The 24,028-nt window shown below is 52.2% G+C and carries 23 protein-coding genes; 17 read left to right on the forward strand and 6 right to left on the reverse strand.

The genetic code is table 11. From position 1 onward, the window contains the following. Positions 1-180: 180 nt before the first annotated feature. The gene (locus EV586_RS05435; RefSeq protein ID WP_132944061.1) at positions 181-714 is read left to right on the forward strand and encodes a hypothetical protein; all 534 of its coding nucleotides are present in this window, start codon (positions 181-183) and stop codon (positions 712-714) included. Here EV586_RS05435 and EV586_RS05440 read toward each other — a convergent pair. Beyond that, the gene (locus EV586_RS05440; RefSeq protein WP_132944062.1) at positions 698-1,357 is read right to left on the reverse strand and encodes a YigZ family protein; all 660 of its coding nucleotides are present in this window, start codon (positions 1,355-1,357) and stop codon (positions 698-700) included. The genes EV586_RS05435 and EV586_RS05440 overlap by 17 nt on opposite strands. 141 nt (positions 1,358-1,498) lie before the next feature. Here EV586_RS05440 and EV586_RS05445 point away from each other — a divergent pair, with 141 nt between their 5' ends. The 12 genes from EV586_RS05445 to EV586_RS05495 all read left to right on the forward strand — a co-directional run bounded on the left by EV586_RS05445 (position 1,499) and on the right by EV586_RS05495 (position 15,999). Next, positions 1,499-2,185, forward strand: coding sequence for an S-layer homology domain-containing protein (locus EV586_RS05445; protein ID WP_132944063.1), 687 nt, complete (start codon positions 1,499-1,501; stop codon positions 2,183-2,185). After that, complete coding sequence (locus EV586_RS05450) at positions 2,185-3,534, forward strand: O-antigen ligase family protein (protein WP_132944064.1); 1,350 nt, start codon at positions 2,185-2,187, stop codon at positions 3,532-3,534. The genes EV586_RS05445 and EV586_RS05450 overlap by 1 nt, the downstream gene beginning before the upstream one ends. 20 nt (positions 3,535-3,554) lie before the next feature. Further along, complete coding sequence (locus tag EV586_RS05455; RefSeq protein WP_132944065.1) at positions 3,555-4,691, forward strand: glycosyltransferase; 1,137 nt, start codon at positions 3,555-3,557, stop codon at positions 4,689-4,691. 455 nt (positions 4,692-5,146) lie between these two features. Then, entirely contained in the window at positions 5,147-8,512 is a 3,366-nt protein-coding gene (locus tag EV586_RS05460; protein ID WP_165898319.1) for an S-layer homology domain-containing protein, read from the forward strand. Positions 8,513-8,636: 124 nt separating this feature from the next. Continuing rightward, on the forward strand, positions 8,637-9,140 hold the full coding sequence (locus EV586_RS05465) for an SLAP domain-containing protein (RefSeq protein WP_165898321.1): 504 nt from the start codon (positions 8,637-8,639) through the stop codon (positions 9,138-9,140). Between the two features lie 157 nt (positions 9,141-9,297). Continuing rightward, positions 9,298-9,633 (forward strand): hypothetical protein, encoded by a 336-nt coding sequence (locus EV586_RS05470; protein WP_132944068.1) that lies wholly within the window; start codon positions 9,298-9,300, stop codon positions 9,631-9,633. An 18-nt stretch (positions 9,634-9,651) separates the two neighbouring features. Further along, positions 9,652-11,859 carry a glycoside hydrolase family 78 protein gene (locus tag EV586_RS05475; protein WP_207893859.1) on the forward strand — a complete coding sequence of 736 codons (2,208 nt, stop codon included), beginning with the start codon at positions 9,652-9,654 and terminating at the stop codon, positions 11,857-11,859. A 16-nt stretch (positions 11,860-11,875) separates the two neighbouring features. Continuing rightward, positions 11,876-12,334, forward strand: coding sequence for a DUF4376 domain-containing protein (locus EV586_RS05480; protein ID WP_132944069.1), 459 nt, complete (start codon positions 11,876-11,878; stop codon positions 12,332-12,334). Positions 12,335-12,648: 314 nt separating this feature from the next. Further along, positions 12,649-13,830 (forward strand): helix-turn-helix domain-containing protein, encoded by a 1,182-nt coding sequence (locus EV586_RS05485; protein WP_132944070.1) that lies wholly within the window; start codon positions 12,649-12,651, stop codon positions 13,828-13,830. Next, complete coding sequence (locus tag EV586_RS21020) at positions 13,830-13,967, forward strand: hypothetical protein (protein ID WP_165898323.1); 138 nt, start codon at positions 13,830-13,832, stop codon at positions 13,965-13,967. Before EV586_RS05485 ends, EV586_RS21020 begins: the two co-directional genes overlap by 1 nt. Before the next feature lie 174 nt (positions 13,968-14,141). Then, positions 14,142-15,431, forward strand: coding sequence for a helix-turn-helix domain-containing protein (locus tag EV586_RS05490; protein WP_132944071.1), 1,290 nt, complete (start codon positions 14,142-14,144; stop codon positions 15,429-15,431). A 25-nt stretch (positions 15,432-15,456) separates the two neighbouring features. Continuing rightward, complete coding sequence (locus EV586_RS05495; protein WP_132944072.1) at positions 15,457-15,999, forward strand: hypothetical protein; 543 nt, start codon at positions 15,457-15,459, stop codon at positions 15,997-15,999. Positions 16,000-16,212: 213 nt separating this feature from the next. Here EV586_RS05495 and EV586_RS21025 read toward each other — a convergent pair whose 3' ends face one another. From EV586_RS21025 to EV586_RS05510, 4 genes are all read right to left on the reverse strand, one after another. Next, positions 16,213-16,386 (reverse strand): hypothetical protein, encoded by a 174-nt coding sequence (locus tag EV586_RS21025; RefSeq protein WP_165898325.1) that lies wholly within the window; start codon positions 16,384-16,386, stop codon positions 16,213-16,215. Position 16,387: 1 nt separating this feature from the next. Next, on the reverse strand, positions 16,388-16,768 hold the full coding sequence (locus tag EV586_RS05500; RefSeq protein ID WP_132944073.1) for a hypothetical protein: 381 nt from the start codon (positions 16,766-16,768) through the stop codon (positions 16,388-16,390). Positions 16,769-16,781: 13 nt separating this feature from the next. Further along, a complete protein-coding gene (locus tag EV586_RS05505) occupies positions 16,782-17,903 on the reverse strand; it encodes a hypothetical protein (RefSeq protein WP_132944074.1) in 1,122 nt (373 codons plus the stop codon). Positions 17,904-18,046: 143 nt separating this feature from the next. Next, positions 18,047-18,715, reverse strand: coding sequence for a hypothetical protein (locus EV586_RS05510; RefSeq protein ID WP_132944075.1), 669 nt, complete (start codon positions 18,713-18,715; stop codon positions 18,047-18,049). A gap of 129 nt (positions 18,716-18,844) precedes the next feature. On the opposite strand from EV586_RS05510, the gene EV586_RS05515 reads away from it, so the two are divergent. The 4 genes from EV586_RS05515 to EV586_RS05530 are packed head-to-tail and all read left to right on the forward strand — an operon-like array spanning position 18,845 to position 21,337. Continuing rightward, entirely contained in the window at positions 18,845-19,339 is a 495-nt protein-coding gene (locus EV586_RS05515; RefSeq protein WP_132944076.1) for a hypothetical protein, read from the forward strand. Next, positions 19,332-20,882: a discoidin domain-containing protein gene (locus tag EV586_RS21570; RefSeq protein WP_132944077.1), complete on the forward strand. Its 1,551-nt coding sequence runs from the start codon at positions 19,332-19,334 to the stop codon at positions 20,880-20,882. Before EV586_RS05515 ends, EV586_RS21570 begins: the two co-directional genes overlap by 8 nt. Positions 20,883-20,897: 15 nt before the next feature. Further along, positions 20,898-21,200 (forward strand): hypothetical protein, encoded by a 303-nt coding sequence (locus tag EV586_RS05525; protein WP_132944078.1) that lies wholly within the window; start codon positions 20,898-20,900, stop codon positions 21,198-21,200. Then, a complete protein-coding gene (locus EV586_RS05530; protein ID WP_132944079.1) occupies positions 21,200-21,337 on the forward strand; it encodes an XkdX family protein in 138 nt (45 codons plus the stop codon). Before EV586_RS05525 ends, EV586_RS05530 begins: the two co-directional genes overlap by 1 nt. Before the next feature lie 413 nt (positions 21,338-21,750). Here EV586_RS05530 and EV586_RS05535 read toward each other — a convergent pair whose 3' ends face one another. Next, positions 21,751-23,772, reverse strand: coding sequence for a fibronectin type III domain-containing protein (locus EV586_RS05535; protein WP_132944080.1), 2,022 nt, complete (start codon positions 23,770-23,772; stop codon positions 21,751-21,753). Positions 23,773-24,028: the final 256 nt, after the last annotated feature.

Below are 24,028 nucleotides of genomic sequence, written 5' to 3' on the forward strand. Positions count from 1 at the left end.
AAAAGCACCTGCTGCCCAGTCGCAAGGGACGGAGCCTGTCTGCATGCCGACTGAGCTTAAATCACAGACGAGTCAAATTTTGTCAAATTTTAGGTTGACTGAACTTATTTGCATATCTAAAATACTATAACGAGGGGTGTGTTAAACAAAAGTAAACTGGTGATGGAAGGAGCAAAGAACATGGAAATTGTTCATCTGGACTGTGACCAAATGCAGACGTTGCCCGTCGAATCCTATATCGGAGACTTGGCGGTGCTCGCCCCTGTGTATGTGGAAGGCGGCGGGGATATGACGAGAGTGGTGACCCAAGGCGGGGAGATGTGGAATGACCCGCGGCCGGTGCCTGTCGTGCTGAAAGGGGTAGCACGGCATTTTGGCGTGGATCTGACGGCTGTCCGGGAGCGGTATGGGGATATACTGGGGAGAAGGCTGCATGTGCCGCTGCCGTTCGCGCCGCGGCTGACCCTGGTGCCGGTGAAAATGCGGTTGCCGCGGGTGCAAAAAGACGGGACGACAGGCTACGTGGCGACCCATCAGATCGAACGCGTGGTACCGGGGCGCAGAACGACCTCCTGCACGCTGCACTTGCGCGGCGGGCAGAAGGTGGCGTGTTTGCAGAGCGGGGAGTTTGTCGTGCAGCAGTTGCGCAATGCGCGGATCGTACAGACGTTTTATAAAGAGACGATGAATTTCGGCATTACCGTTCCGCTTTGACCAGTTTGCCGTCTTGTTCAAATACATACTTCTGCTCCAAGTCGAGCAGCACCGCCTGACCGTTCGTCGCGTTGGTGATCAGCTTGTGCAGGCGCTCCGTCTCATGGGCGGGCACGAGCGCAAACACACTGACGCGCTCCAGATACTCGATGCGGTCGATATGGAAGTCTTCCACGGCGTGCAGTTCATTTTCCACTTTGCCAAGCCAGGAATAGTCGATGTCGATCGCGATCTCCTGAAACAGCTTGCGCGTGACGATGCCGGCCGCGTGCAGTCCGGCGGCGGCCGTCTGCGAATAGGCGCGGATCAGGCCCCCGGCGCCGAGCATGATGCCGCCAAAATAGCGGGTGACGACGACCGCGACATTGCGCAGGTCCTCCTTCTTGATCACTTCGAGGATCGGTTTGCCGGCCGTGCCGGACGGTTCGCCGTCATCATTGGCCTTTTGAATCTCCTGATGCGGACCGACGACGTAGGCATAGCAGTTATGGGTGGCGTCCCAGTGCTTTTTTTGCAGAGCGTGGATGAACTGGAGCGCTTCTTCTTCAGAGTTCACAGGCGTTGCGTAGCCGATGAAGCGTGATTTTTTGATGATGATCGTTTCCTCGCCCGGGGCGAGCAGCGTGCGGTAGGATGGCAGCACGGCGTGTACCTCCCTCTTGGATGATGTTCTCAGTTTTGTTATCACCTTATCGTAACAGAATGTCCAAGTGCTGTGAATTGACGCAGGGGAGCAGGAGACTTACAATAATTGAGTTGAATGACGGAATGATGGAGGAATAACATGCGCAGGAAATCGACGTTCAAGTGGTTCGCCACCGCCATGGCAGCCCTGTATCTTATGACGCTGGTCTTTTTCTATCAGCTGCCTTTCGGGTCGACAGTTTTCAAAGACGTCCCGAGCGGACACTATGCAGTATACGAGATCGAATACATGTTTAACCAAGGCTACATGAAAGGCCGCGATGATACGGTCTGGAACTTCTACCCCGAGAAAGAGATGACGCGCGCCGAACTGGTCGCGCTGATGCTGAAAGTCAACGGGGTGAAGCCCGACGAGCTGCAGAAGCCGTCCGAAAACCTGTTCCCGGACGTGCCGGTCGAACACTGGGCAGCGGGAGCGGTGTATGAAGCGTTCAAGCGCAACCAGATTCCGTTCGATACGAAGGACGGGTTCCAGCCGGACAAGCCGATCACCCGCGGCGAGCTGGCCAACTCGGTCGTGCGGGCGCTGCAGATTCCGCTGAACCCCGAGACAGCCTCTCCGCTGCCTGACATCGTCGGGCATCCGTATGAGAAACAGATTCGCACGCTGGTGTCGAACCAGTATGCGAAAGGCAACACCGACGGCCTGTTCAAGCCGGATGACAACGCCGACCGTGCGGCGACCGCCTACATGTTCGCCAAAGCGCTGAAAGACTTGCGCCCTGAGACCAAGGCGGCGAACGGGAAGAAAGGAGAGAATAAATAATGCAGACACAACCTCAGCTCGGACTGCGCGCAGATCGGGTGCGTGATATCACCTACTACCTGCTGCTGATCCTCTCCTTCTTCTCGATCATCAACTACATGTTGCGCGAACTGTTTGGAGACCTTCCGTTGCTCGGATCGCTGATCCCGGCGTGGAAGGAAGGCCTGATCTTCCTGTTCTACCTGATGTTCTACCTGAAGTCCAAGGCGGAGGGCCGCGTTGACTGGAAGGCGAGCCGCCTGCACTGGCTGATCCTGTTCACCTTTATCGCGACGCTTTTGTCGGCCGCCTCGAACTGGATTCTCAAGCCGTACGTGCTCGACATCTCCCCGACCTACCACTGGGTGCAGGTGACCGCCACGCTGCCGATCGTGATCGACGGCCTGCGCACCCTGCTCGAAGCGACCTTGTACTTCCTCGTGCTGAACGCCCTGATCGACGATGAAGACACGATCAAAGACATGATCCACGGCATGATCGTGGCGGCGACGCTGGTCGCAGCGTTCGGGATCTACCAAAAGCTGGCCGGGTGGGAGACTCCGCCGTCCTGGACCTATTCGGAAGTGGAGAAGGGCATCAAGATCCGCGTCTTCTCCTCGATCGGCAACCCGAACGCCCTCGGCGGCTTCATGGTGCTGATCACCCCGATCGCCATCGCCCTGACACTGTGGGCGAAAAAGTGGGGTCAGCGCATTCTGTACGGCGGTGCGTCCCTGATCATGCTCTACTGCCTCATCCTGACCTACTCGCGCGGCGCATGGCTCGGCTTCCTGGCCGGGATGGTCATCTACACGATCATCACCCGCAACAAATGGCTGGCGCTGGCCGGCATCGCCGTGCTGGCAGCCGCCGCAATTTTTGCCGATACGGTAGTCGCGCGTCTGACCCTCGCCTTCACGCCGGAGTATTGGACGAAGGCATCGGAGGGCGGCCGCGTCGAATTCTGGGCGCGTGCCCTGAAAATCTTCAGCGAATATCCGGTCTTCGGCACCGGCATCGGCACTGTCGGCGACTCCGTCGCGACGCGCAACGGCGTACCGGGCGCGACGTGGATCGACAACCAGTACTTCAAGCTGCTGGCGGAGACGGGGATCATCGGCACCTTGACCTATGTGGCGATGGTGTTCACCCCGGTGATCAACGGCATGAAGAACGTCTTCTTCAACAAGCAGCGCGACACGTTCCTGTTCGCGCTGAACGCAGGGATCGTCGCGGCCTTGACCGGGATGCTGGTCGAGAACTTCACCGCCGCGATCTTTGAAGACCTCAACGTAATCACGCACTTCTGGACCCTGATCGCGCTGCTCTACGTGAGCATCCGCCTGCAGGCCCGGAAGGCGAAAGCATAGACGACAGGCGGGGATGCATTGTGGAAAAGCCGATACGCGTCCTCTATCTGATCGGGGGCGGCGAGTTCGGCGGTGCGGAACAGCACCTGCTCGGACTGGTCAACTATTTGGATGAACACGGGTTTCACCCGCAGGTGGCCGCCTTCTACGAAGGCGAGTTCGCCAAGCGCGTGCGGGAGCTGGGCATTCCCACGACCGTGCTGCAGAGCGACGCCAAGTCGGTCGGCGGGCTCAATCCGCTCAAAGACCTGATTCGCGACTGGCGGCCCCATGTGCTGCACACCCACGGGGTGCGGGCGAACATGATCGGCCGCCTGGCCAACAAGTCGCAAGGCTACCCGGCCAAGTCGGTGACGACGGTGCACAGCAACCTGGCGCTCGACTACCCGGCGGCGTGGAAGCGCACGCTGTTCGGGACCTTTGAGAAGATCACCTGGCCGTACGTCGATCATTTCATACTGGTGTCGCACGCGATGAAGAGCGATTTCCTGCAGATCGGCCTGCCGGAAGCGAAGATGAGCGTGATCCATAACGCCATCGAGCTGCCCGACGAGCCGGTCAAGCACGTGCCGCAGACCGCGCTGCGGAAACTGATCGGCGTCGGCGAAGACGTGACGATCGTCGGCACGGTTGCGCGTCTACATCCCGTAAAAGGGCATACGTATTTATTGCAGGCGATTCAGAAGATCGTGCAGGAGCGTCAAGACGTCATCTTCCCGTGGTTCGGTGACGGCGACCTGTTCGACGAACTGCAGGCGGAAGCGAAGCAGCTCGGCGTTGAGCAGTATGTGCGCTTCCTCGGATTCCGCAAAGACATCCCGGATCTGCTGCCGCAGCTCGATGTGTTCTGCCTGCCCTCGCTGTCGGAAGGGCTCTCCCTGTCGATCCTCGAGGCGCTGGCGGCCGGCGTGCCCGTCGTGACAACGGCGGTGGGCGGCTCACCGGAAGTGATCACCACCGAGGAAGACGGCCTGCTGGTGCCCGCGGCCGACCCGCAGGCGCTGTATGAGAGCATCTGTCTCCTGGTAAAGAACAAAGCGCGCCGCCTCGAACTGGCGCAGGCGGGGCAGGACATGGTCTACCGGCGCTTCACGATGCGCCGCCTCGTCGACGAAACGACAAAAGTATACAAAGATCTGCTGGAGCCAACAGAATAAGACGAATATCGCGACCCCTGCTTGAATACTTTGAGTAGGGGTCTATATTATGGGCAGATGTCGAAATTGCGAAACTAGCAGATCGTGTTTGTCAAAAACAGATGTGGCAGAAATAGAACTAAATCATTAATTGTAGTCAGAAAATGTCTCCTAAGTAGTGACAAACCAATGCTAGTTTGCTAATATAACAGACATAGGCTCGAGCCCTTGAGAAACCTAACCGCCGTGAGGCTGTCATGAGAGCCTCGCCGGGGAGTGGTTCTGGCGCCACCAGAACCACAACTTGCTAGCCAGCCTATCGATTGCTCGATCGATGGGAGCAAATATAACCTCAAGGGTAATCACAATTTTTCAACAAGAGAGATTTGATGAAAGCTGTCGAAATCTCTGAACTGTTGCAGAGGTTTCGTGCCAGAGTTCATACAGGTCTCGCCAATCAGAAGGAGGAAGTCTCTGTGAACAAAAGCAAGAAACTCACCGCTGCTGTAGCTGCAACCGCAGTAGCATCCGCAATCGTAGCACCGGTTGCATCCGCGTCCGTGTCGTTCTCCGACATCAACGGTTCTTACGCGAAAGATGCAATCCTCGAACTGGCGAACGCTGGTATCATCGTTGGCGAAAACGGCAAGTTCAACCCGTCCGCTAACATCAAGCGTCAAGACTTCGCAATCATCATGGCGAAAGCTCTGAAGCTTGACCTGACCAACGCTCCGAAGACAGCTACTTTCTCCGACGTTCCGACCACGCACTACTCCTACGCTGCAGTTGAAGCAGCTGTAAAAGCAGGTCTGCTGTCCGGTACCGGCAACGGCAACTTCGGCCTCGGCACCAACCTGACCCGCGAACAAATGGCAGTAGTATTCGTAAACGCTTTGGGCGTTGACGTATCCGGCCTGGGCGCTGGCCTGAAGTTCGCTGACGCTTCCTCCATCTCCGCATGGGCGAAAGACGCAGTAGCATTCGCAGTTGAAGCGAAGCTTCTGTCCGGCGACAACAACAACAAATTCAACCCGGCTGCTAACGCTGAGCGCCAACAAGTTGCAGTAGTTGCTTCCAACTTCCTGAAAGCTCAAGAAGTTTACAAGGCTGCTCAACTGAAGGCAGTTACTCTGAAGGACAACTCGACCGTTGAAATCTCCTTCACCAAAGCTGTTGAGTCCCTCACCGCTGCTGACATCAAAGTTGCAGTTAAAGGCACCAACACTGAAGTAGCTATTTCCGGTCTGACCCTGTCGGCTGACAAGAAATCCGCTACCTTCACCGCTGACTTCGCAGGCAGCACCACCTACACCGTTACCTACGGTGGCAAATCTGCAGAAGTAACTACTGCTGCTACCAACGCAGTAGAAGTTACGAACGTAACTGCGCTGAACCTGAAGCAAATCAAAGTAGACTTCAACCAAGCTGTTGACGCTGCTTCCGCAACTGCTTCGGCTAACTACACCTACACTGGTGCTGTCGGCAACGGTTATGCAGCTGAAGGCGCATTCGTGCTGTCGGCTGACAAGAAATCCGTTATCATCACTCTTCTGAACGCTGAAGCGCAACAAGCTTCCGCAACCCTTAAGATCAAAGACGTGGTAGCTGGTGACAATAAGCTCGCAGAAGTGACCAAGTCCGTTTCCTTCTTCGATGCAACTGTTCCGTCTGTTACCACTGCAACTGTAACTGGCCCGTCCAAAGTAACTGTTGAGTTCTCCGAGCCGGTAACTGCTGGTGCCCTCAACGCTTCTGCATTCTCTCTGGACGGCAACACTTACTCCCTGTCCTCTGCAACTGCAGTTGTAGGCGAGCCGAACAAGGTTGAACTGACCATCGGCGCTACACTGCCGGAAGGTGAACACACCATCAAGATCAACCCGGCTGGCACTGATCCGGCTAACCAAGTGAAAGACTTTGCTGGTTTCGTTGTTCCGACTGCAGATGTGAAGTTCACTTACACTGTCGATAAGACTGCTCCGGTTGCTGTTATTGACAGCGTTGCTCAAAACCAAGTAGTCATCAAGTTCAACAAAGCTATCACTAACACTGGTGCGATTTCCGTATATCACACCTACAATAACATCTTTAACTACCGCGGTACTTCTTCGTGGAGCGTGGATGGCAAAACTCTGACCGTTACTTTCGCTGACGCTCCGCTGGCTGTTGGCACTGCAACGATCTTCGTGAACAACGCTTCTGCTGGCTCTGCTGCTGATGCATGGGGCAACAAGTTTGCAAGCACCACTTTGACTGCAACTGTCGCTTCTGATGTGACTGCTCCGACTGTTACTTCCGTGAAGCAAGTTGACAGCACCAACATCGATGTAACCTTCAGCAAAGCAGTAGAAGGTGCAAACATTGCATCTAACTATGTGCTGAAAGACGCTGACGGCGAAGTTGTTGAAGTCAAATCCGCAACTAAGCAAGGTAACACCAACGTTTACCGTCTGAACACTGCAATTCTGAACGGTGGTTCCTACACCCTGAGCATTGGTGCTGACCTGATCAAGGACACTTCTTACAACAAGAACAAACTTGCTGCGTACACTGCTACTGTTAGCGTAACTGACAAGGTTGCTCCGGAAGTAATGCCGTCTGGCGTATTCGCTTCTGACACGAAGAAAGTACAAATCAACTTCTCCGAAGCAATGACAGATGCTGCTCTGAACGCGTCCAACTACCTGATCGCGTACAACGGCATTGCCAAGCAGTCCCTGCCGACTGGTTCGACTGTGACTTGGGGTGCAAGCAAGAGCTCCGTTATTATCACCTTCCCGTCCGCTCAGGCCGGCCTCGTTTCTGGCACTTCGAAGGTGTTCGTAGCTCAACTGGCTGACCTGGCTGGTAACAAAACCGAGGGCTTCCAAAACGAAGTTACCTTGAGCACCGACAACATTGCTCTGGCAAACGTTGTTGCTGGTTCTGTGAAAGCTACTGCTCGAGACACCATCGAGTTCCAGCTGAACACGGCTCTGACTGCAATTAACGTTGCCAACTTCACGATTAACGGTGTTGCTGCAACTGCTGCTTCTTACGTGAATAACGATGGAAAAGCAACTGTGACTGTAAAAGCTCCGGCTGCGAGCAAGTTTGCTACTAACTTGTCCGACCTGAACGCTTCTGCAATCACTATCTCCGCTAATGGCGTAACCTCCGCATTCGGTACTCAAAACTCCGGTACCGTTACCATCGCGAAAGCCACTGTTAAGGACACTGTTGCACCGGAAATTACCGGCTACGCAACTGTAGATGCTAACAACAATGGTAAGATCGATGCAGTAACCGTGACCTTCTCCGAAGACCTGTACGTTGCTTCCGTACAAGAGTCCGACTTCACTATTGAAGGCTACACCATCACTGGTGTTGCTCTGAGTGCAGGTAATGTTGTAACCATCTCTGTAAAAGAGAACTCTGTGATCGACGCTGATGCTACCCCGAAAGTTACCTTGGTTGGCGCTGTTTCTGACAACTCCGCACAACGTAACTCCTTGGGCGCTCAAGCAGCTGTAGCTGCAACCGACTCGATCGCAGCATTCATCACCGGCGCTGTATACAGTGTATCTGGTGGCAACCACTACGTAACAGTTACCTTCTCTGAAGGCGTAACCGACGAAAATGGTGCTGCTCTCGACGCAACTGACTTTGTACTCACCGATGGTGGTGCAGGTACTGCTACAATCGCTAACGCAGTTCACAACGCTAAGTCCAAGTCTGTTGTTCTGCAAGTATCTGAAGCACTGACTGATGGCGCTCTGGTAAATGCCGTAGCAACCAAGGTTAAAGATGCAGCTGGCAACGTTTCTGCAACTGCTACCTTCGCAGTAACCGGCCTCAACTAATAAGAGGTTATACCGAAAAGGAGTCCGATTCCCGGACTCCTTTTTTGTGTGTTACATTTTTTGAAGATATTGCTCCAATGAGATATACTGATGTCAGGATCTAAAGCCAATGGAGGGCAAAAAGATGGAAATGAAGAAAGAAAGCTTTTTCACGCGACTTTTTGCGCGTAAAGTAGAAGAACAATCGGAGCCAGCGATTGATGAAGCTGCAATTCCGATGAACGCTCAGACGCTCCCTCATACTTTGATTGCGTTCACTGAAGAACAAGAAGCGAAGTTTACAGAGGAACAAAAAGAAGATTTGCAAAAAAAACTTTTGGAGCTTCCGCCACTGCGTTTGGGTGAAATAAACTTCGTACCATTTGATGCGGGCTCTTTATTTGGAGGCTACTTTGTACGTGTCTTTATACGACAGGGAAGAGATCTACTTGAGGAATTTACTTTAAATGAGCTTCCCCTTTTTCTTATTGACGCCTCAGGTGAGAAGGTAGCAGGAGGAGTTTTTCGTCCGCAAAACTTTGGTACATTGCGTTTTGGCGAATCTAGAGTCTGGACATTTGCATGGCGTCCTGAACAAGTACTAAAGAAGGAAGTTGATCTTACTCAGTTCACAGTTGCATTTGAATAATATAGGACTTGTAGCGCTGAGATCACTTGTCAACGCTATTATGAAGCCAAGCCTGTCTCTCGATGCTCAAGATCTGGGAGATAGGCTTTTTTGCATTTCATTCAACTTTTCTCGATTTGAGCGGCTAGTAAGTAAACGCAAAAGGAGGTGTCGGACAATGTCATTCGTTCCCAAGGCAGATTGGAAGTATAACGAAGTTTTGACGGAAGATGATATGAATCGCATTGAAAGTGGAATTGAAGCGGCGCATGTCATGATCGGGGATGTAGGCCGGGAGGTCGTGGGGCTGCAGGAGATGGCAGAAGATGCATTGCGCTCATTACGTCTTAACTTCCTTGATCTCGCCATTGAAGTGGAAACGATGAAAAAAGCGCAGTTGACAGGGGTTACCGCCAACATTTTGGTGGAGACGTTTCTTGATGTCAACGACATTACCAGCTGTAACGGGGCGCTGAAGTATGATGTAGAGCAACGAAAGATTTTTTTAGCCTAATGGAAGGAGGGCGCTCTTGTGGCGAATTACACATTATCAAATCTGCCAGCGAAATTTGCAATTGGTGATACGATTACCATCAACTTTACTGGTGCCATGCAGTCTTTAAATATTGGGACATATCGTGAGGTCGGAGTTCTCAAAATCGAGTGTTGGGGTGGCGGTGGTCAGCATGATGGACAATCATCCCCAGCAGGCGGTGGAAAAGGTGGATATGTCGTCGGCGAACTCAACACGAAGAACTTACGTGAGAATGGTACCACTATGCTTTATTGCATCGTTGGAGGGTATGCGAACACCTTTAATGGCGGAGGAAGTGGCTCCAAAATAGGAGGCGGTGCAACAGATGTTCGAACAGACTGGACAGGTGGTGCATGGAACAACGCTACATCACTGAACTCCCGTTTGATCGTAGCAGGAGGAGGCGGTGCTACTACTAGTGGTGGTTCTTATCAAGCGGGAGATGGCGGTGGGTTTACAGGTGTGACGGGTAGCATGGGAAGAAACTGCTATCAGGCAGCGAGTGGCGGTTCACAAATTTCGGGGGGGGTTGGTGGTAGATCAAACGGTGGGACCGATATGTCGCCGCTAAATGGAGGAGCAGGTTCATTCGGTGTGGGAGGATCTTCACCCGCCAGTACATATCATGGCGGCGGTGGAGGTGGCGGCTGGTATGGAGGTGCTGGCGGTGTTTCTGACGGCGATCCAGCAGGAGTCGACTGTTACAATCCAGGCGGTGGTGGATCATCTTACATTGCCGGCCATCCTTCATGTCCGCAAGCGCATCCCAATCAGATAGCGCTCAGCAATGGCTCGACAGTTACCGGGGCGAATCCAATGGCAGCCAACGGAAAGATCGTCATGACCGTTCTGTCGATCAATCTTCCCCCCAATTCACCAAACAACTTGTCCCCAGAAGGAACATCGACGATACCGGCGATGTTAAAAACACTAAATCCCACTTTTTCGTGGATGTTTAGTGATCCGGATCCTGACGACACCCAACATGCTTTTCGGATTATCGTGCGAAAACAAGACGCTTCCATCGTGCATGATACAGGTAAGCTAGCAGGTGCTACGAACACGTATACGTTGCCGGGAAACCTGCTGACAATGAACACACTGTATTCTTACACGGTCACGGTATGGGACAAGGCGGATGACAGTGCGGTTAGCGCCATGAATTATTTCATGCCCTCTAATGCGCCGATTGCGACCCCCACATTCGGAACTGCCGATCCCTTTTCATCGCCAACGGGAACAAGTCTGGTGCCGCGATTAACGTGGTTTTACAGTGATCCAGACCAACATGCTCAGTCCGCATACGAGGTTGAAGTGTTTCGTGCGCTCGATGATCTGAAGGTGTTGGGAAGCGGAGTCATTCGCTCAGCCACTCCTTACTACGATGTCCCGGTAGACATCTTGGTTTCCGGTGTGACGTACTACTGGAAAGTCAGAGTGATCGACAGCACCGGGTTGGATAGTCCGTTTAGCAATGGTTACTATTTCTTGACGAATCATCCGCCAGGCACTCCGAGACTTGTATCACCAAGGGACACTATAAGAACAGGCAAGCGACCTGTTTTTACGGCGACAATAGAAGATGACCCGGAAGATGACGCGCAGCATTATAAAATCGAGATCGCGGAGGATGAGGCTTTTACTTCTGGTCTGCAGGTAAGATGCTCAGAAATGGCACTTGTCGGCTGGGAAGTGAAAACGGCTGCTGGTGAATTTGTTTCCCTGCCAGCCACCGGTGCGGATAGTACGTATGAATCTGGAGCTGTACGCTATACGTGGCAAACGGACTTACAAGAAGGGAAGACGTATTATTGGCGAATGGCTTCCATCGATGCGACCACCGGAGCATCTAGTGTTTGGACTCCCGTGAGGAAGATCCGTTGCGGAAATGTGTTGCAGTTCCAAGGGAAAACATCGATTTCGACAACATTGCCAGCGGCACGAATCGTGTTCAGTGCCGTAATGAATGTACCAAACGATGGCAAATTGCCTGCCTCGATCAAGATTGAAGCTTGTAACAACGGACACGATGCAGAACCTTCATGGGAGGACTGCACACAGGCATATTTGCATGGACAGTACCACAGATTCGCAAACACGGTGAAGAACGCGGACACTTGGGCTGTCAATTACCGGGTTACGATAAAAGCGAATGACAGCCTGGGCCCGATTGAGGTGGACGCGATCGGAATCAGTTTTGACTAAGAAAGGGGAGCTCAAAATGCGAGTCTTAGTATCGAAAGATTTAAAAGAGCTTCGAGAAGAAAAAACTGCTGTGTTGGATGCAGATCAACTTTTTCAGGAGCTGGATACAAAAATGGCGACGCTGGAAGAAGTCAAAGCGGCAAAAGATGCACAACTTGTTTATCTCTGTGATTTTTCCATCCGGCAAGGGTTCATATCTAAGGCGCTCGGAACGGCACATACCTACCCATCAGATATGGAGGCACAGGCCAATCTGCAGAGTTCAATCAAGCGATTGGAGAACGAACCAAGCAAAGAAGTTGTAATATTCAAGACGATGGAAGCTGGGTTCCTCCCCCACACGCTTGAGCAGTTACGACAGGTATTGAATGACGGTTTCGATCATGGCGAGAACATGATCATTCGGAGGGAGCTCCTTCGTACTCAAGTGGAACAAGCCAAGAATGTGCAAGAAGTTGTTTCGATTGTTTGGTAGGTTTTAAAGCACCGGTCAAAAGACGATACGCAAGCTAACTTCACCAAAGCGCTATTCTTCGATCTCGACCAAGAGATGGGCTATCGTGAGAAGACCATGCCCCGCCATTTATTGGCGGGGCTCTATTTGTTGTAACAGCACAAATACAGACGCACGGAGGTGCATGCCTTCATCTACGAGCTTAGTATTAACAATAAATTTGGAAGTATCAATTGATTCTGTTTACAATTACAAATGCATAACATATAATTATCAAGTGAGTAACTTTTAGATTTCTTTATCTATTTGCACTTTGCTCATTTGGGGGGACACTCATGTCGACGCTTCAATATACAGCAACAACAGGGGTAAGTAGAATCCCCTTGGGTAGACGCATTGGCGAGATCTTAAACGAGAAGGGGGAAGCCTTCTCAATTCGTAAATTTGCTGAGCACATCGGTATGAACCGAGAAACTTTACGTATTATGATAGCAGGAGGGCGTCTGATTCAGCCTTCGCAACTTGAGGCGATTGCAGAGGGGTTAGGCTTAAGCGTTGATCGTCTTAAACAGGCCGATACATATAAGATCGAGAGAGAGCTATTCACCTTACTTCAAGCACGACGACAGACCAAGGTGATGCTAATGCACGCAAGCACATTGGCTGATTCACTGGTCAAAAGTGCAGTTGGTGCAACTGAGCGTGCCATTAGTTTGAACTACTACGGAAAAGTCTGTTTTCTTCAGTCTCGATATAATGAGGCACATGAAGCATGGTCTCTGGCACTGGAATACGCTGAGGAGATTATGAAACTTTATGGAGATGGCGATCAACTCCATCTGATTACCTCAAATTTAATGTTGACGTATACCATACGGCGGGAGTACAGCGATATTGAGCGAATGCTTGCGGTCGTTGAAGAAGCACTTGCTGACTTTCCGGAGGCAATGGGGTTAGCATATTATACCCGCATGAAGGTATGTGAAGATCGGGGAGAAATTGAAGAAGCAAAAAAATATGCGTATTTGTCGCTTGAACAATTCGAGCAAACTAACGATGAGCAAATAGGAAAGGCTTTGATTAACACTGCTCATTTCGAATTTTTGACGAAGAACTACAAGAAAGCTGCAGAACTTTTGCTGACCGCGATTGACAAACTGATCATGCATGATTATTTCATGCTGATCGCAGTAAAGGAATACGTAAAAACGCTTGTCCGCTTAAAAGAGTATGAAGCAGCGAGTTCTTTAATTGAAAAACATCTCCCACCCGCGCAGGATTATCCCGAATTGCATGGGAAGCTTCAACTCTTGTATTCCATTGCTAAGGAGACTCCAGAGTACGCCATCAAAGTCTGTGAAAACGATCAACTCGATAAAGAAGTTCGGTACATGGCAAGTAAGTACCTGACCAGCTACTACAGCGTTAAAGATGACTCTGATTCCGTCCTAAAGTATTATAAGCTGGGGCGCATGCTTTCCAATAATAGAAACGAATTTCATGAGGGGGATCTGTAATGAAAAAGCAATGGGGACTAACGGTTCTGGCTGTGGGTGTGCTTCTGGGGTCTTTCGTAATTGATCTGGGTAGTAATCAGGCGAAGGTTGCTCAAACAGTACCGCCCACTCCGTTGAGTATTATCAAAACCCCATAAGAACTACTTCAAAGCTCCCTCGTTGCTGGTTGACGAGGGATTAATAATGTCAATTGTACGTTTGACATGTTTTTATTTTCCATAGACATGTGGATTACCAATAAAACCGGCTCTCGATAAGTGTGTCGTTTTATTATGTTTATATAAGGTAATCTAAGGTGTGGAGGTATTGACATGAATACCCTTGGTGATAAGATCCGTGAGCTCCGATTGCGAAAAGGCATCACCCAAATCGAACTGGCCGCCGGGCTTTGCACGCCGAGTATGATCTCGCAGGTGGAATCGAATCGGGCGCGGCCATCTTATAAGATGCTGTATGGGCTGGCACTGAAGTTGGAGACGCCGCTGGAGAACCTTTTGAAGGATGTTGAACTGGACTTGGAGCAAGCAAGTCAATTTAAGATGGCGTTGAGTATGACAAAGGCGAAAGCGTATGGTGCAGCGCTCCCTCTTTTGGAACGACTGGCGGAGAGTGCATTGACGAAGGTCTCTCCGTCTAAGGTGGAGTTCGAGCTGGCTAAGTGCTATATGGAAACCGGCGAATATGAAAAATCATCCTTGCTGTTCAACAAGATGGCGGATGCTGCCAGCCTGCGCCAGGAGCAAGATCTGGTGGCGCAAGTGTTGCTGCAACTGGCCGACCTCTCGAATCGGAAGAAGGAATACCAGATCGCCAAGCACCACGGGTATAAGGCTCTGGATGCCATGCGCTCACTGGATGCGCATGACCCGTTTTTGTATGCACAGATCCTCACGCAGTTGGCTGAGATTCACGAGAACATTGGAGAAGTCAAAATCGCATCTGACCTCTACGAAACAGCCTTGGAGATCAGTGAAGGTCTGCACAACTTGAAGGAGAAAGCCAAAACCTATCTCGGTCTTGCCGAGTCATTCTACCGCCAAAATGATTTTGAAAAAGCGGCCGAGTACGCAGAACGCTCTAGTTCAGCAATCGGCGAACTAAGCGATCAGCACACCCTCCTCGCATGGAAGCAGAAACTGCTCATGTTGCAACGAAGCAAAGGGAACCGGCAGCAAACGGTGGACGAGCTGTTGAGCATCGCTTCGATACTGGAGGCGAATCAGGAGAAGGAAGAAGCAGGCGCAGTCTTGCTGGATGCGGCAACGATACAGGTTGAGAATGGGGCGTTGCAGGAAGCGGAAACGTGCTTAGAAAAAGCAAAGCAGCTGTTGCCGCCGCATCATGCCGCGATGGGTACCTATTTTCGCTTGCTCGCCGGACTTCATTTTTCCAAAGAGCATCACGAGCAAGGGGACAAGGCTTTGGAAAAGTCGATCCGTATTTTTATGAATCACGCCATGCTGGCCGAGCTGCGGGAAGCGGTCAATGAACGATGCGAGCGGTTGAATCAGCAAGGGCTCATTCAGGAGGCATTTGAGCAGATGAAGTCATTGGACGAATATTTGATTCACGCTTTGCACGAACGAGGTATCGCTCTATAAGGGTGGAGCTATCAAGGGGGATCTGATGACAGCACCTCAAGAAGAAGATTGGAAAACGGTTACGGAGCAACGGTATCAAAAGGAGTTTGACGAACTGCGCAGCTATTTGCAGTCGATTTATTCGTATGACAGTTCGCGAATCCAGCTCCAATTTACCGTGCTCGAGGAATCAAGAAGATGGTATTGGACAGCCTCAAAGTTCAAGATCTCATTGATAGAGGGTGAGCAATGTCATCTTGCTCTGGAGATGGAGAGTTTGGAAGAGCTGGAAAAGAATCAGCCATTTATTGATTTTCTCGGGACTGTTGACGGGAACTTTATACCGATCGGCTCAGTGTATCTGTTGAAACGATTGGAACTAGCGGCAGGAACCGACCAAACAGAAATCGCAGCGCTTGTTCATGCGGGGGCTGTGATCGTTGTCTGTGCCAAGGAAGAGATGACACGGCAGGTATCTGGTGTTCAAGAGAAATGGCATGAGATTTATGGTTTCAGAAGCGAGAAAGAGATTGAGTTTGAGGGAACCTGTTATTACAGGTATGACTCGGTATTTAGCTGGCATTATTAATGAAAAAGGACCTGAGCACCGCTGATCTGCGGACTCAGGTCTTTTCGTTATTTTTGAACAAATTTACAATTCTATTCTGATAGTTTCCCTTTGCAATGCCCAATGTTGTCTTTGCGGGTGTATCTCTGGCCAAATGGTCGCTTCTCGAAGCAAGGAGCACTTATGTGGATTCGAGTGATCCGTTTTGTGCAGCCAGAGCGTGCAGGGCATTCATTAAGAGAGATAGCCCATCTCTTGGGCGTGTTCGAGCTGTTCACGGCTGAAATTCGCTTCGGCATAGTCTTTGACCGGCTGCACGTACTCGGCCGGGATGTCGGAGAACTTGGTGGTGCCGTAAATGTAGATGTTACGCGCGTAAGTGCTGGTGCGGAAGGTCAGGATGGTCATGTTACAACACTCCTTTTTCTGCTAAGTAGTCCATAAGGGCTTGAAAGTCGGCGCTCTGCTGCGCCTGTAGTTCGACGAGGGATTTGGACTTCTTCGCATTGGTCAGGTGCTCGTCGAGGGAGGTGGTGAAGTCTTGCAGCTTTTCGTGCATCGTTTTTTCGCGGACGGTCTTGCCGTGGGTGAAGGTGGTGCCATCGAAGTAGATGACAGGTGTCTCCAGTTCAGCCAGTTCCATCGAGGGGACGGGCACGTCATCGACGATGTAGACTTTTTGGGCGGTGCCTTCGATCTGGTAGTCTTCCAGTTTTGCGTCTGCCGCGACCGGAATCCAAGCGGTGACGATGTTGGTTTCGGCTTGCACGTAGATCAGTTTTTTCTCCACAGGGTTCACGCTCCTATTGAATGATGCGGCCGTAGGTGCCGTCGTATTTGTAGAGCTGGGTGCCTTTGACGGCAATGGTACAGAGATTACGGTGCGAGGAGACGCCGTTGAGCAGCGGCTCGGGCACGGTGGTTAAGAGACCGACATGGCTCCAGAATTGGAGGGGTTTGATGTCGGACTGCACGACAAGCCCATTGGTATAGTTGGTGGCATAACTTTGACTGGTAGAGATCTGAAACACATCGCCCATAAGTCCTTGATAGAGATCCCGCGAGCCCAATTTCGGGCGTCCTGTATAGGCTTCTGTTCCTAAGCGGTCGATGTAATACTTGTCGGATTCGCCAAGCGCTCCCGAGGTGCTCTGGCCGACCGAAAATAAGGAACCGGTTGCTTTGTCGCTTCGCTCAAATACATACATCCCGTATTCACTATAATTCGAAAAGACATGGCTGGGCGTGGAAGTGAGCGAACTGCCAAACGTGCCACCGTACGGCTGGGTGGTGCTGTTGTTCCCGATGGCCCAATGATATCTGGAGCCGTAATACTGGGTGCCCGACCAGGCGGCGGTAACACCGAGGACACCTGCTTCACAGGCGTAGAGGGTTGCCACGGTGCCATGGGTTGTCGGGGCGGCCGCCATCAGCCGCTGCACGGTGCAGGTCTGCAGGTTGGAGAGGGCGGGAGCAGTTGTGCCACCGAGCGCACCTTTGGCGATGTTCATGGCGACGATGGGGTAGACGGACGTTTTTTCAAGGGTCACATTCGTGCAGGCGAGCAGCACTTTGTTATACGCAGTGCCGTCTCCGATCACGCCGATGTAGTTCCAGCCTGCGGTGGGCATGGTGGTGTTGGTGTACAGGTTGTAGACATTGCCGTTGGTCATGTCGACCGCGTAGAATCTCGCCGTCGCAACGCTGTCATAGGTGGTGAAGTAGACCCAGTCGACTTCCAGCGTGCTGCTTGTCGTCGGCATTTTCACGGCGGTGATGGAGCCGCTGAATTTGCCCACGAGGCTGACACTTCTCGTCACCGCACCGCTCCCGTTCACTTCGAGGATCGAACTGTTGTTGTTCAGGAAGACGACGATGCGCAAGTTGGCATCGGTAACGGTACTCCCTTCGTTGACGACCCACATCCCGCGGGGGGCCGTGGACAGAGTGAGCAGAGGAGCCAATTTCGTGGCTTGGAAGGTGCTCAAATTGCTGCTGGGAACGAAGTCACCGGTGCGGTAGCCGCCGCTACCGAAGCCTCTGGCACGCAGGGTCAGGTCGGTAGTGATCATGAGGTGCGCACCTCCGTCAGTTTTATTCCCCGCGTATTCCACGTATAGGCGTAGGTCTCCGTTTTGACGACCGAAGTGCCCGCTGCGTTGTAGTACTTCCAGGTGTCAGTCTGGTAGTAGCCGTTTACATCGGGATTGGACAGCGTCGTCTTGAGGTACAGAGAGCCGTCCTCCCGCAGCCAGTCGCACACTTTGTAAAAACCATTCGTGTCCACGCTGGCCTGGTCGATGCGTTCGTAATAGCGCTGCAGGCGTTCGTCTGTTGTGTTGAGCTTGCCGATGGTCAGGGATTGGTCGCTTTTGAAAGTACCGGCGACGACCCCGTCGACAAGAACTTCTACGCCCAAGTCGGTGGTTGCATTGGCGTTCCAGCGCAACTGGGACTTCTGAGGGCGAGAAGCGTCTAAGATGAGCGCTGGGGTCGGCTTTTTGATGGTGGGATTTGCGGTGAAGTTGGTCGTGCCGTCCGCTTTGACATAGGCGTCAAGGTCGGAAACTTTGGCCGCACCGAGTTGTTCGGCAGTGACATCGTGCGGGTTGCTTTTGTCAGCCGCGTGGGATTCAAGGAGCTGAGTTCCTTCGATGAGACCGCTTTCGATGCGGTTCATGTCCTTTTCGGTTAACACGTCGTTGTATTGCCAGTTGGTTTTGGGGATATATGGCATGAGAAGCACCTCCTTACTTTGTATAGCCGATGATGGAGGTGGAACTTGAGGTGAGAATTCATAAAGATTGTCTTCAACTTTCAGATACTTGAGCGGTTCTATTTTAAGACCAATTAGGAGGTGTCGAGCTTGCCGTATGTTCCAAAGACAGATTGGAAATACAACGATGTACTTTCTGAGAAGGATATGAATCGGATTGAAGAAGGCATTGCAGAGGGAAAGCAACTTGTTGTGGCCCATGCCGCTGACAAGAATAACCCTCATGGAGTGACAGCGGCACAGATTGGAGCAGAAACCCCCGCCGGGGCGCAAGAGAAGGTAGTACTGCTACAACAAGCAATCAATGCTGATATTGCGGATCTGAAAAGAGACTTGAGCGGGTACAGCGCCTACCGCAGCGCACCGGACGAAATGGGACAATACACGGTGGTCGAGTATAAACGAGAAGACGGCACTCTGCATATGAGGTCAACGCTCAGCAAACCGGACGCCAACTTCAATTACGGCACTGCGCTGTGGCAGTTCTACAACGGTGCAGGTACTGCTGTAACAACCACCATCCGATGGACGATCACGTATGATTCCAACAATAAAATCGTAAGCGAGGTGATGGCATATGAGTAAGTTGACCGGAGTGCTCAGGGAACATGGCGTCAATACGCTAACGGGTGCTTCAGTTGCACCCTACTTTGGTACAGGTGCTGATGGTGATCTAGTTGTAGATGTCAATCCGGTTCCGATAGCTCCAGCGCAAATTACAACAGCATACGGAGGTGCCGTCGCTAATCTCGTTGATGGTGATTCTGCCACGTACTTTCAGACCACTAACGTACCGGCCACCAACGGAGTAGTGTTTCAAATTGACTTTGGTCAGAGCGTCTACATCGATGTGTTCAATCTTAAAAAACTTACGACAGGATCAAACGTAATTGGCGTAGAGACCGCGAAACTCCAGTACTCAAATAACGGAACGAGTTGGACGGTATTCGGAAACAATGTTGTCAACAACACCTCGGCGACGGTCGAAAAGGATTATGCCCTTACAGCACAGCCCGTGAGTGCTCGCTACTGGCGACTTGTCCACACTTACGATGTCGGACGAACTTACAAGATCGCGGAAATAAGTGCACAAATGCGGTATACCTACCTGCCCGTTCAAAATCAAGATGAAACTACACTGGTCATGAATTACAGAAGCATCACAATTAATAAAGATGCCGTCTTGGCACCAGATAAAAGATGCCGCGGCATCCTCCTCTACTCGCAGGGTGATGTCACGCTTGACGGGGTGATCGATGTTTCGGGAAAGGCTGCGTTTGTAAATCCAGAAACCACACTCCAAATGATCCTCCCGCTGGCTGTTAAAAAGATCATGCAATTCGATCCATCCGGCAACAAATTCATCGTAATCCCAAAGGGTGGATATGGTGGTGCTGGAGGTAACGGTGGTGGTTACGCACCCACCACAGGCAGAGGGGGGGCAGGTGGATTCGGGACGTGGTACGGAGGCGGGGTTGGAGGAGGTGGCGGCGGCGGTCGCGGTTTTGAGTATGTTACGTACAAGTGGGGTTACGGAGGTAACGGCGGCGAAGGTTCATCCGGACCAGGATCTGCAAGCACTAGATTCGTACAGGGTGTTGGCCCGGTATTCTTACAAGGGAACAATGGCGGTATTGGTGCCGGTGGTTCTGGTGGTCTTGTAATCGGTAACACAGGTGTCATTGCGAACAGTGGTAACGGGGGCTCAAGCCTTCAAGGTGGCGGTGGCGGCGGCGGTGGTGGACTCGGCACGTATTACAATTCTACATCCGCTGGAGACGGTGGCATCGGCAGAAATCTAGGAGGCGGAGCGTTAATTTTAGTTGCGAGAGGTAGCATCACCATTTCGAGTACAGGAGTAATAGATGCCAACGCGACAGGGAGCGCAGGTGTGGGAGGCGTAGGTGTCGCCTATGGTGATTCTAACAACGATGGCGGCGGCGGTGGCGGCGGTGGCGGAGCAGGTGGCGGAACCGTGACCATCATCCACAAAGGCACCTTTTCTAACCTGGGGACCATCACTGTTAATGGATCTGCAGGTGGAGTAGGCGGAGTAGGCGCCCCGAATGGTCAAAATGGATCTGCAGGAGGCATTGGAAGCATCGCTGTCTACAACCTCAATAACTAATAAGGGGGATTTAAAATGGTAAAATTGATCTTCATCGAGAATCCGCATGACGTGCGTAGTCGGGAGCTTCGGGTGAGGCTCGCAGAGCTAGGATTAACAGACGAGACGCATTTTGTTTCATTCCAGGATGTTACGTGCCTGCCGATCCAGGCAGCCCCTTGCGTCTTTCTGGTGGGTGTTGATGACCTGCTGGATAGCTTTACTGAGAAGGACGTGGTGGATCATCTGAACTTTGTGAAGAACAAGACAACCACTGAGGAACGCCTCAACTATCTCGGACAACTCGCCGTCCGGGCACGATTGGCAGGTGTTAAGTAATGAGCAGCTTTGACTTCTGGAAAATGTGCTGGGAAGAGAAGTGGGCTACAGAGTCTGATATGAAGCAAGCCGTTGTTATTGGCGAGCTGGTGGAAGAGGAGTACGAGGAGATCGTTGGAGTGGCCTACACCTCGTGACAATAGAAACTAGACGAAAAGAGCGAGAGCGCGTTGAAGCGGTCTCTTTTTTATTCACCTAGCCCTGCCTAATGGCGGGGCTTTTTTAAGTTGAATGCTGAGTTGGATGTAGAGTGGTACGAACAGCTGATCATGTGAAGTGGTCATGATCGGGATTAGATAGACAGAAGTACCTAGCTACAAAAGTTTAGGCTGTGATCGAGTACCACAATGTTCGATGAAGTCTACGATTCCAGGCAAACAAAGCAAAGATCGTCTTTATCTCTTCAAAGTTGGCAAAGCCGTTTATTTGTGGAGGTATCGTTAGGCAGACTGTTTGAACTCGTCTCTCTTGACCCGCTCTACCAAGTTACGTCCGAGAAAAAATGAAGCCACGTCAAGTGAAGACTTGCCGTGGCTTATTACGTACACGTTTACAGCGTCACTGCCAAACGCGCATGCACGCTGCCGCTGTTGTAGCCGACAACTTTGATGTAATAGGTCTTGCCCGCCGTAAGCGTCGGGCTGACCTTGGAGAAGGTGCCGTTGAAGTCATCGTTGCTTGCCACCAGCGAGGTCATCGCCTCATCGCTGTAAACGTACAGCACGGTGTCGCTGGCGCCGCTCGAAGACGTTCCTGCGTAGTAATCGGTGTAGATGTTATGCACACCGGTCGTCGTTGCTGCGAACGAGAACACTTTCGAAGAGCCGGTTGCCACGTCGAAGTCGATCGGCTTGTTCAGCGAGATCGGTGTCGAGCCGACTGTGATCTCGTTGGAGACGGTCAGCCGGGCGTTCAGTGCCACGTCCGAGCTATAAGTTCTCAGCTTGACGTAGTAGGAAACGCCTGCGGTCAGGTTCGCCGAGATCTGCGAGAAGGGAGTGCCGTTAAAATCGTCGTTGCTCGCGATCTGCTGGGTCATCGCGGCATCGGCGTACAGTTCGAGCACAGTGTCATTGCTGCCGCCAGTTCCGCCGTACGGGCCGGTGTAGATGCGGTGCAGGCCGGTCGTGGACGGGGTGAAGATGAAGGACTGGCTCTTGCCGGCCGGCAGGGAAACGTCGACCGGGGTGTCGAGGAACAGTTTCGGCAGGACGACCTTCGCCGTGGTGGCTTTGATCGTCGCGAGAGTGGACGTGCCGCCTGCGTTGACCGAGGAGACGCCTACCGTGTACAAAGTGTCTGCATTCAGGCCGGTGAAGGTATAGGACGTGTCGGCCGTCGTGTTGACGGTGGTGCCGTTCAGGGACACTTTGTAGGAAGTTGCGCCGACAACCGGTGCCCAGCTCAGTGTGAGGCTGTTTTCGGTGGTCGTAGCGGTCAGGTCGCTCGGTGCAAACGGTGCGGTCAGCGCGCTTACGGTCGCCGCTGCGCTTTCTTTGCCCGCCACGGAGTCGTAGCTGGCAACGCCGAGCGTGTAGGTTTTGTTCGCGCCGAGGTTCGCAAACGTGTAGGAGGTGCCGCTGACGGTGGTCACGAGCGCGCCGTTTTGATACACCTTGTACGAGTCAGCGCCTGCTGCGGCATCCCAGGTCAAGGTGATGCTACTTTCGTTCGCGGTGGTCTTGAGGTTCGCCGGGGTAGCCGGGCCGACCGGAGCCGGAGCTTTCGTCGTCGCGGTCACCGTTGTGGAGAGGTCGCCGATGTAGGTGGAGGGCGCATTGGTGGTGGCTGCGACTTGGATCGTGTAGGACGTCTGAGCGGTCAGGTTCTGCAGCGTATAGGTAGTCGTATCGGTCGATGCGGTCAAGTTGCCATTGACGAACAGATGATACCAGGAGGCATTCGGCACGGCGTTCCAAGCAAGGGTCGCCGTCTTATCGGTGGTGCCGGTCACTTGCAGGCCGGTCGGTGCGGCGAGTCCGGTGGTCAGTGAGACGTTGGCCGGGTCGCCAATATAGCCGTTGCCAAGCGGCATCGCGCAGACCGACAGGGTATAGGGGGTATTCGGCGTCAGGCCGGTGACGGTGATCTCCGTCTGATCGGTCATGAAATTGGAGATCTGGCCGTTGATCTTGACCATGTAGAGGGCACCGGGAGCAACCGAATTCCATTTCAGCTGGGCGGAAGTGCCGTTTGCCCGGGCGATGTACAGGCCGGTCGGAGCAGGGTACGCGGTCTTGATCACCTTCGGAGCCGACCAGGTCTGCCAGCCTTGCTGGTTCGGGGCGACGCCGGATACTTCAACGGTGTAGGTGGTGTTCGGGGTCAAGCCGGTGATGGTGTACGAAGTCGTATTGGAAAGATAGATGTTGGAACCGTTGACGCGGATCGCGTACAGGTCGGCGCCATTGACGTAGCCCCATGTCAAGGGAATCGTCGTCGAGGTGACATTGGAATCACTTACATAGCCCGGTGCCGGCAGCAAGGTCGCCGCCTGCGACACCCCTGTGACGAAAAACATCTGCAGGAGGAGCGCAAACACGAGCAGCAGGGAAAAGCTTTTGCGATTCATGATAAGACCTCCATTTTCTAATTTCTTTAATATAAACAAATATAATAATACAGGTAATATTTTCTAATAGCAAAACCAGAAACTCTTCAAATTATCTTGTTATTGGTAAAAAAGACTATTTTTTCTTCACTTTCCATCAATCTGCTATAAACTTTTTTTCATTTCGACCGACATAAAGAGAGTAGGCAACTAGATTTGGGAACAAGGAACTAGTCCCAAAAGGCAGGAGTCTCCCTGATCTTGTCGAAATCTGTTA

The organism is Tumebacillus sp. BK434, assembly GCF_004340785.1.
Lineage (GTDB): Bacteria > Bacillota > Bacilli > Tumebacillales > Tumebacillaceae > Tumebacillus_A.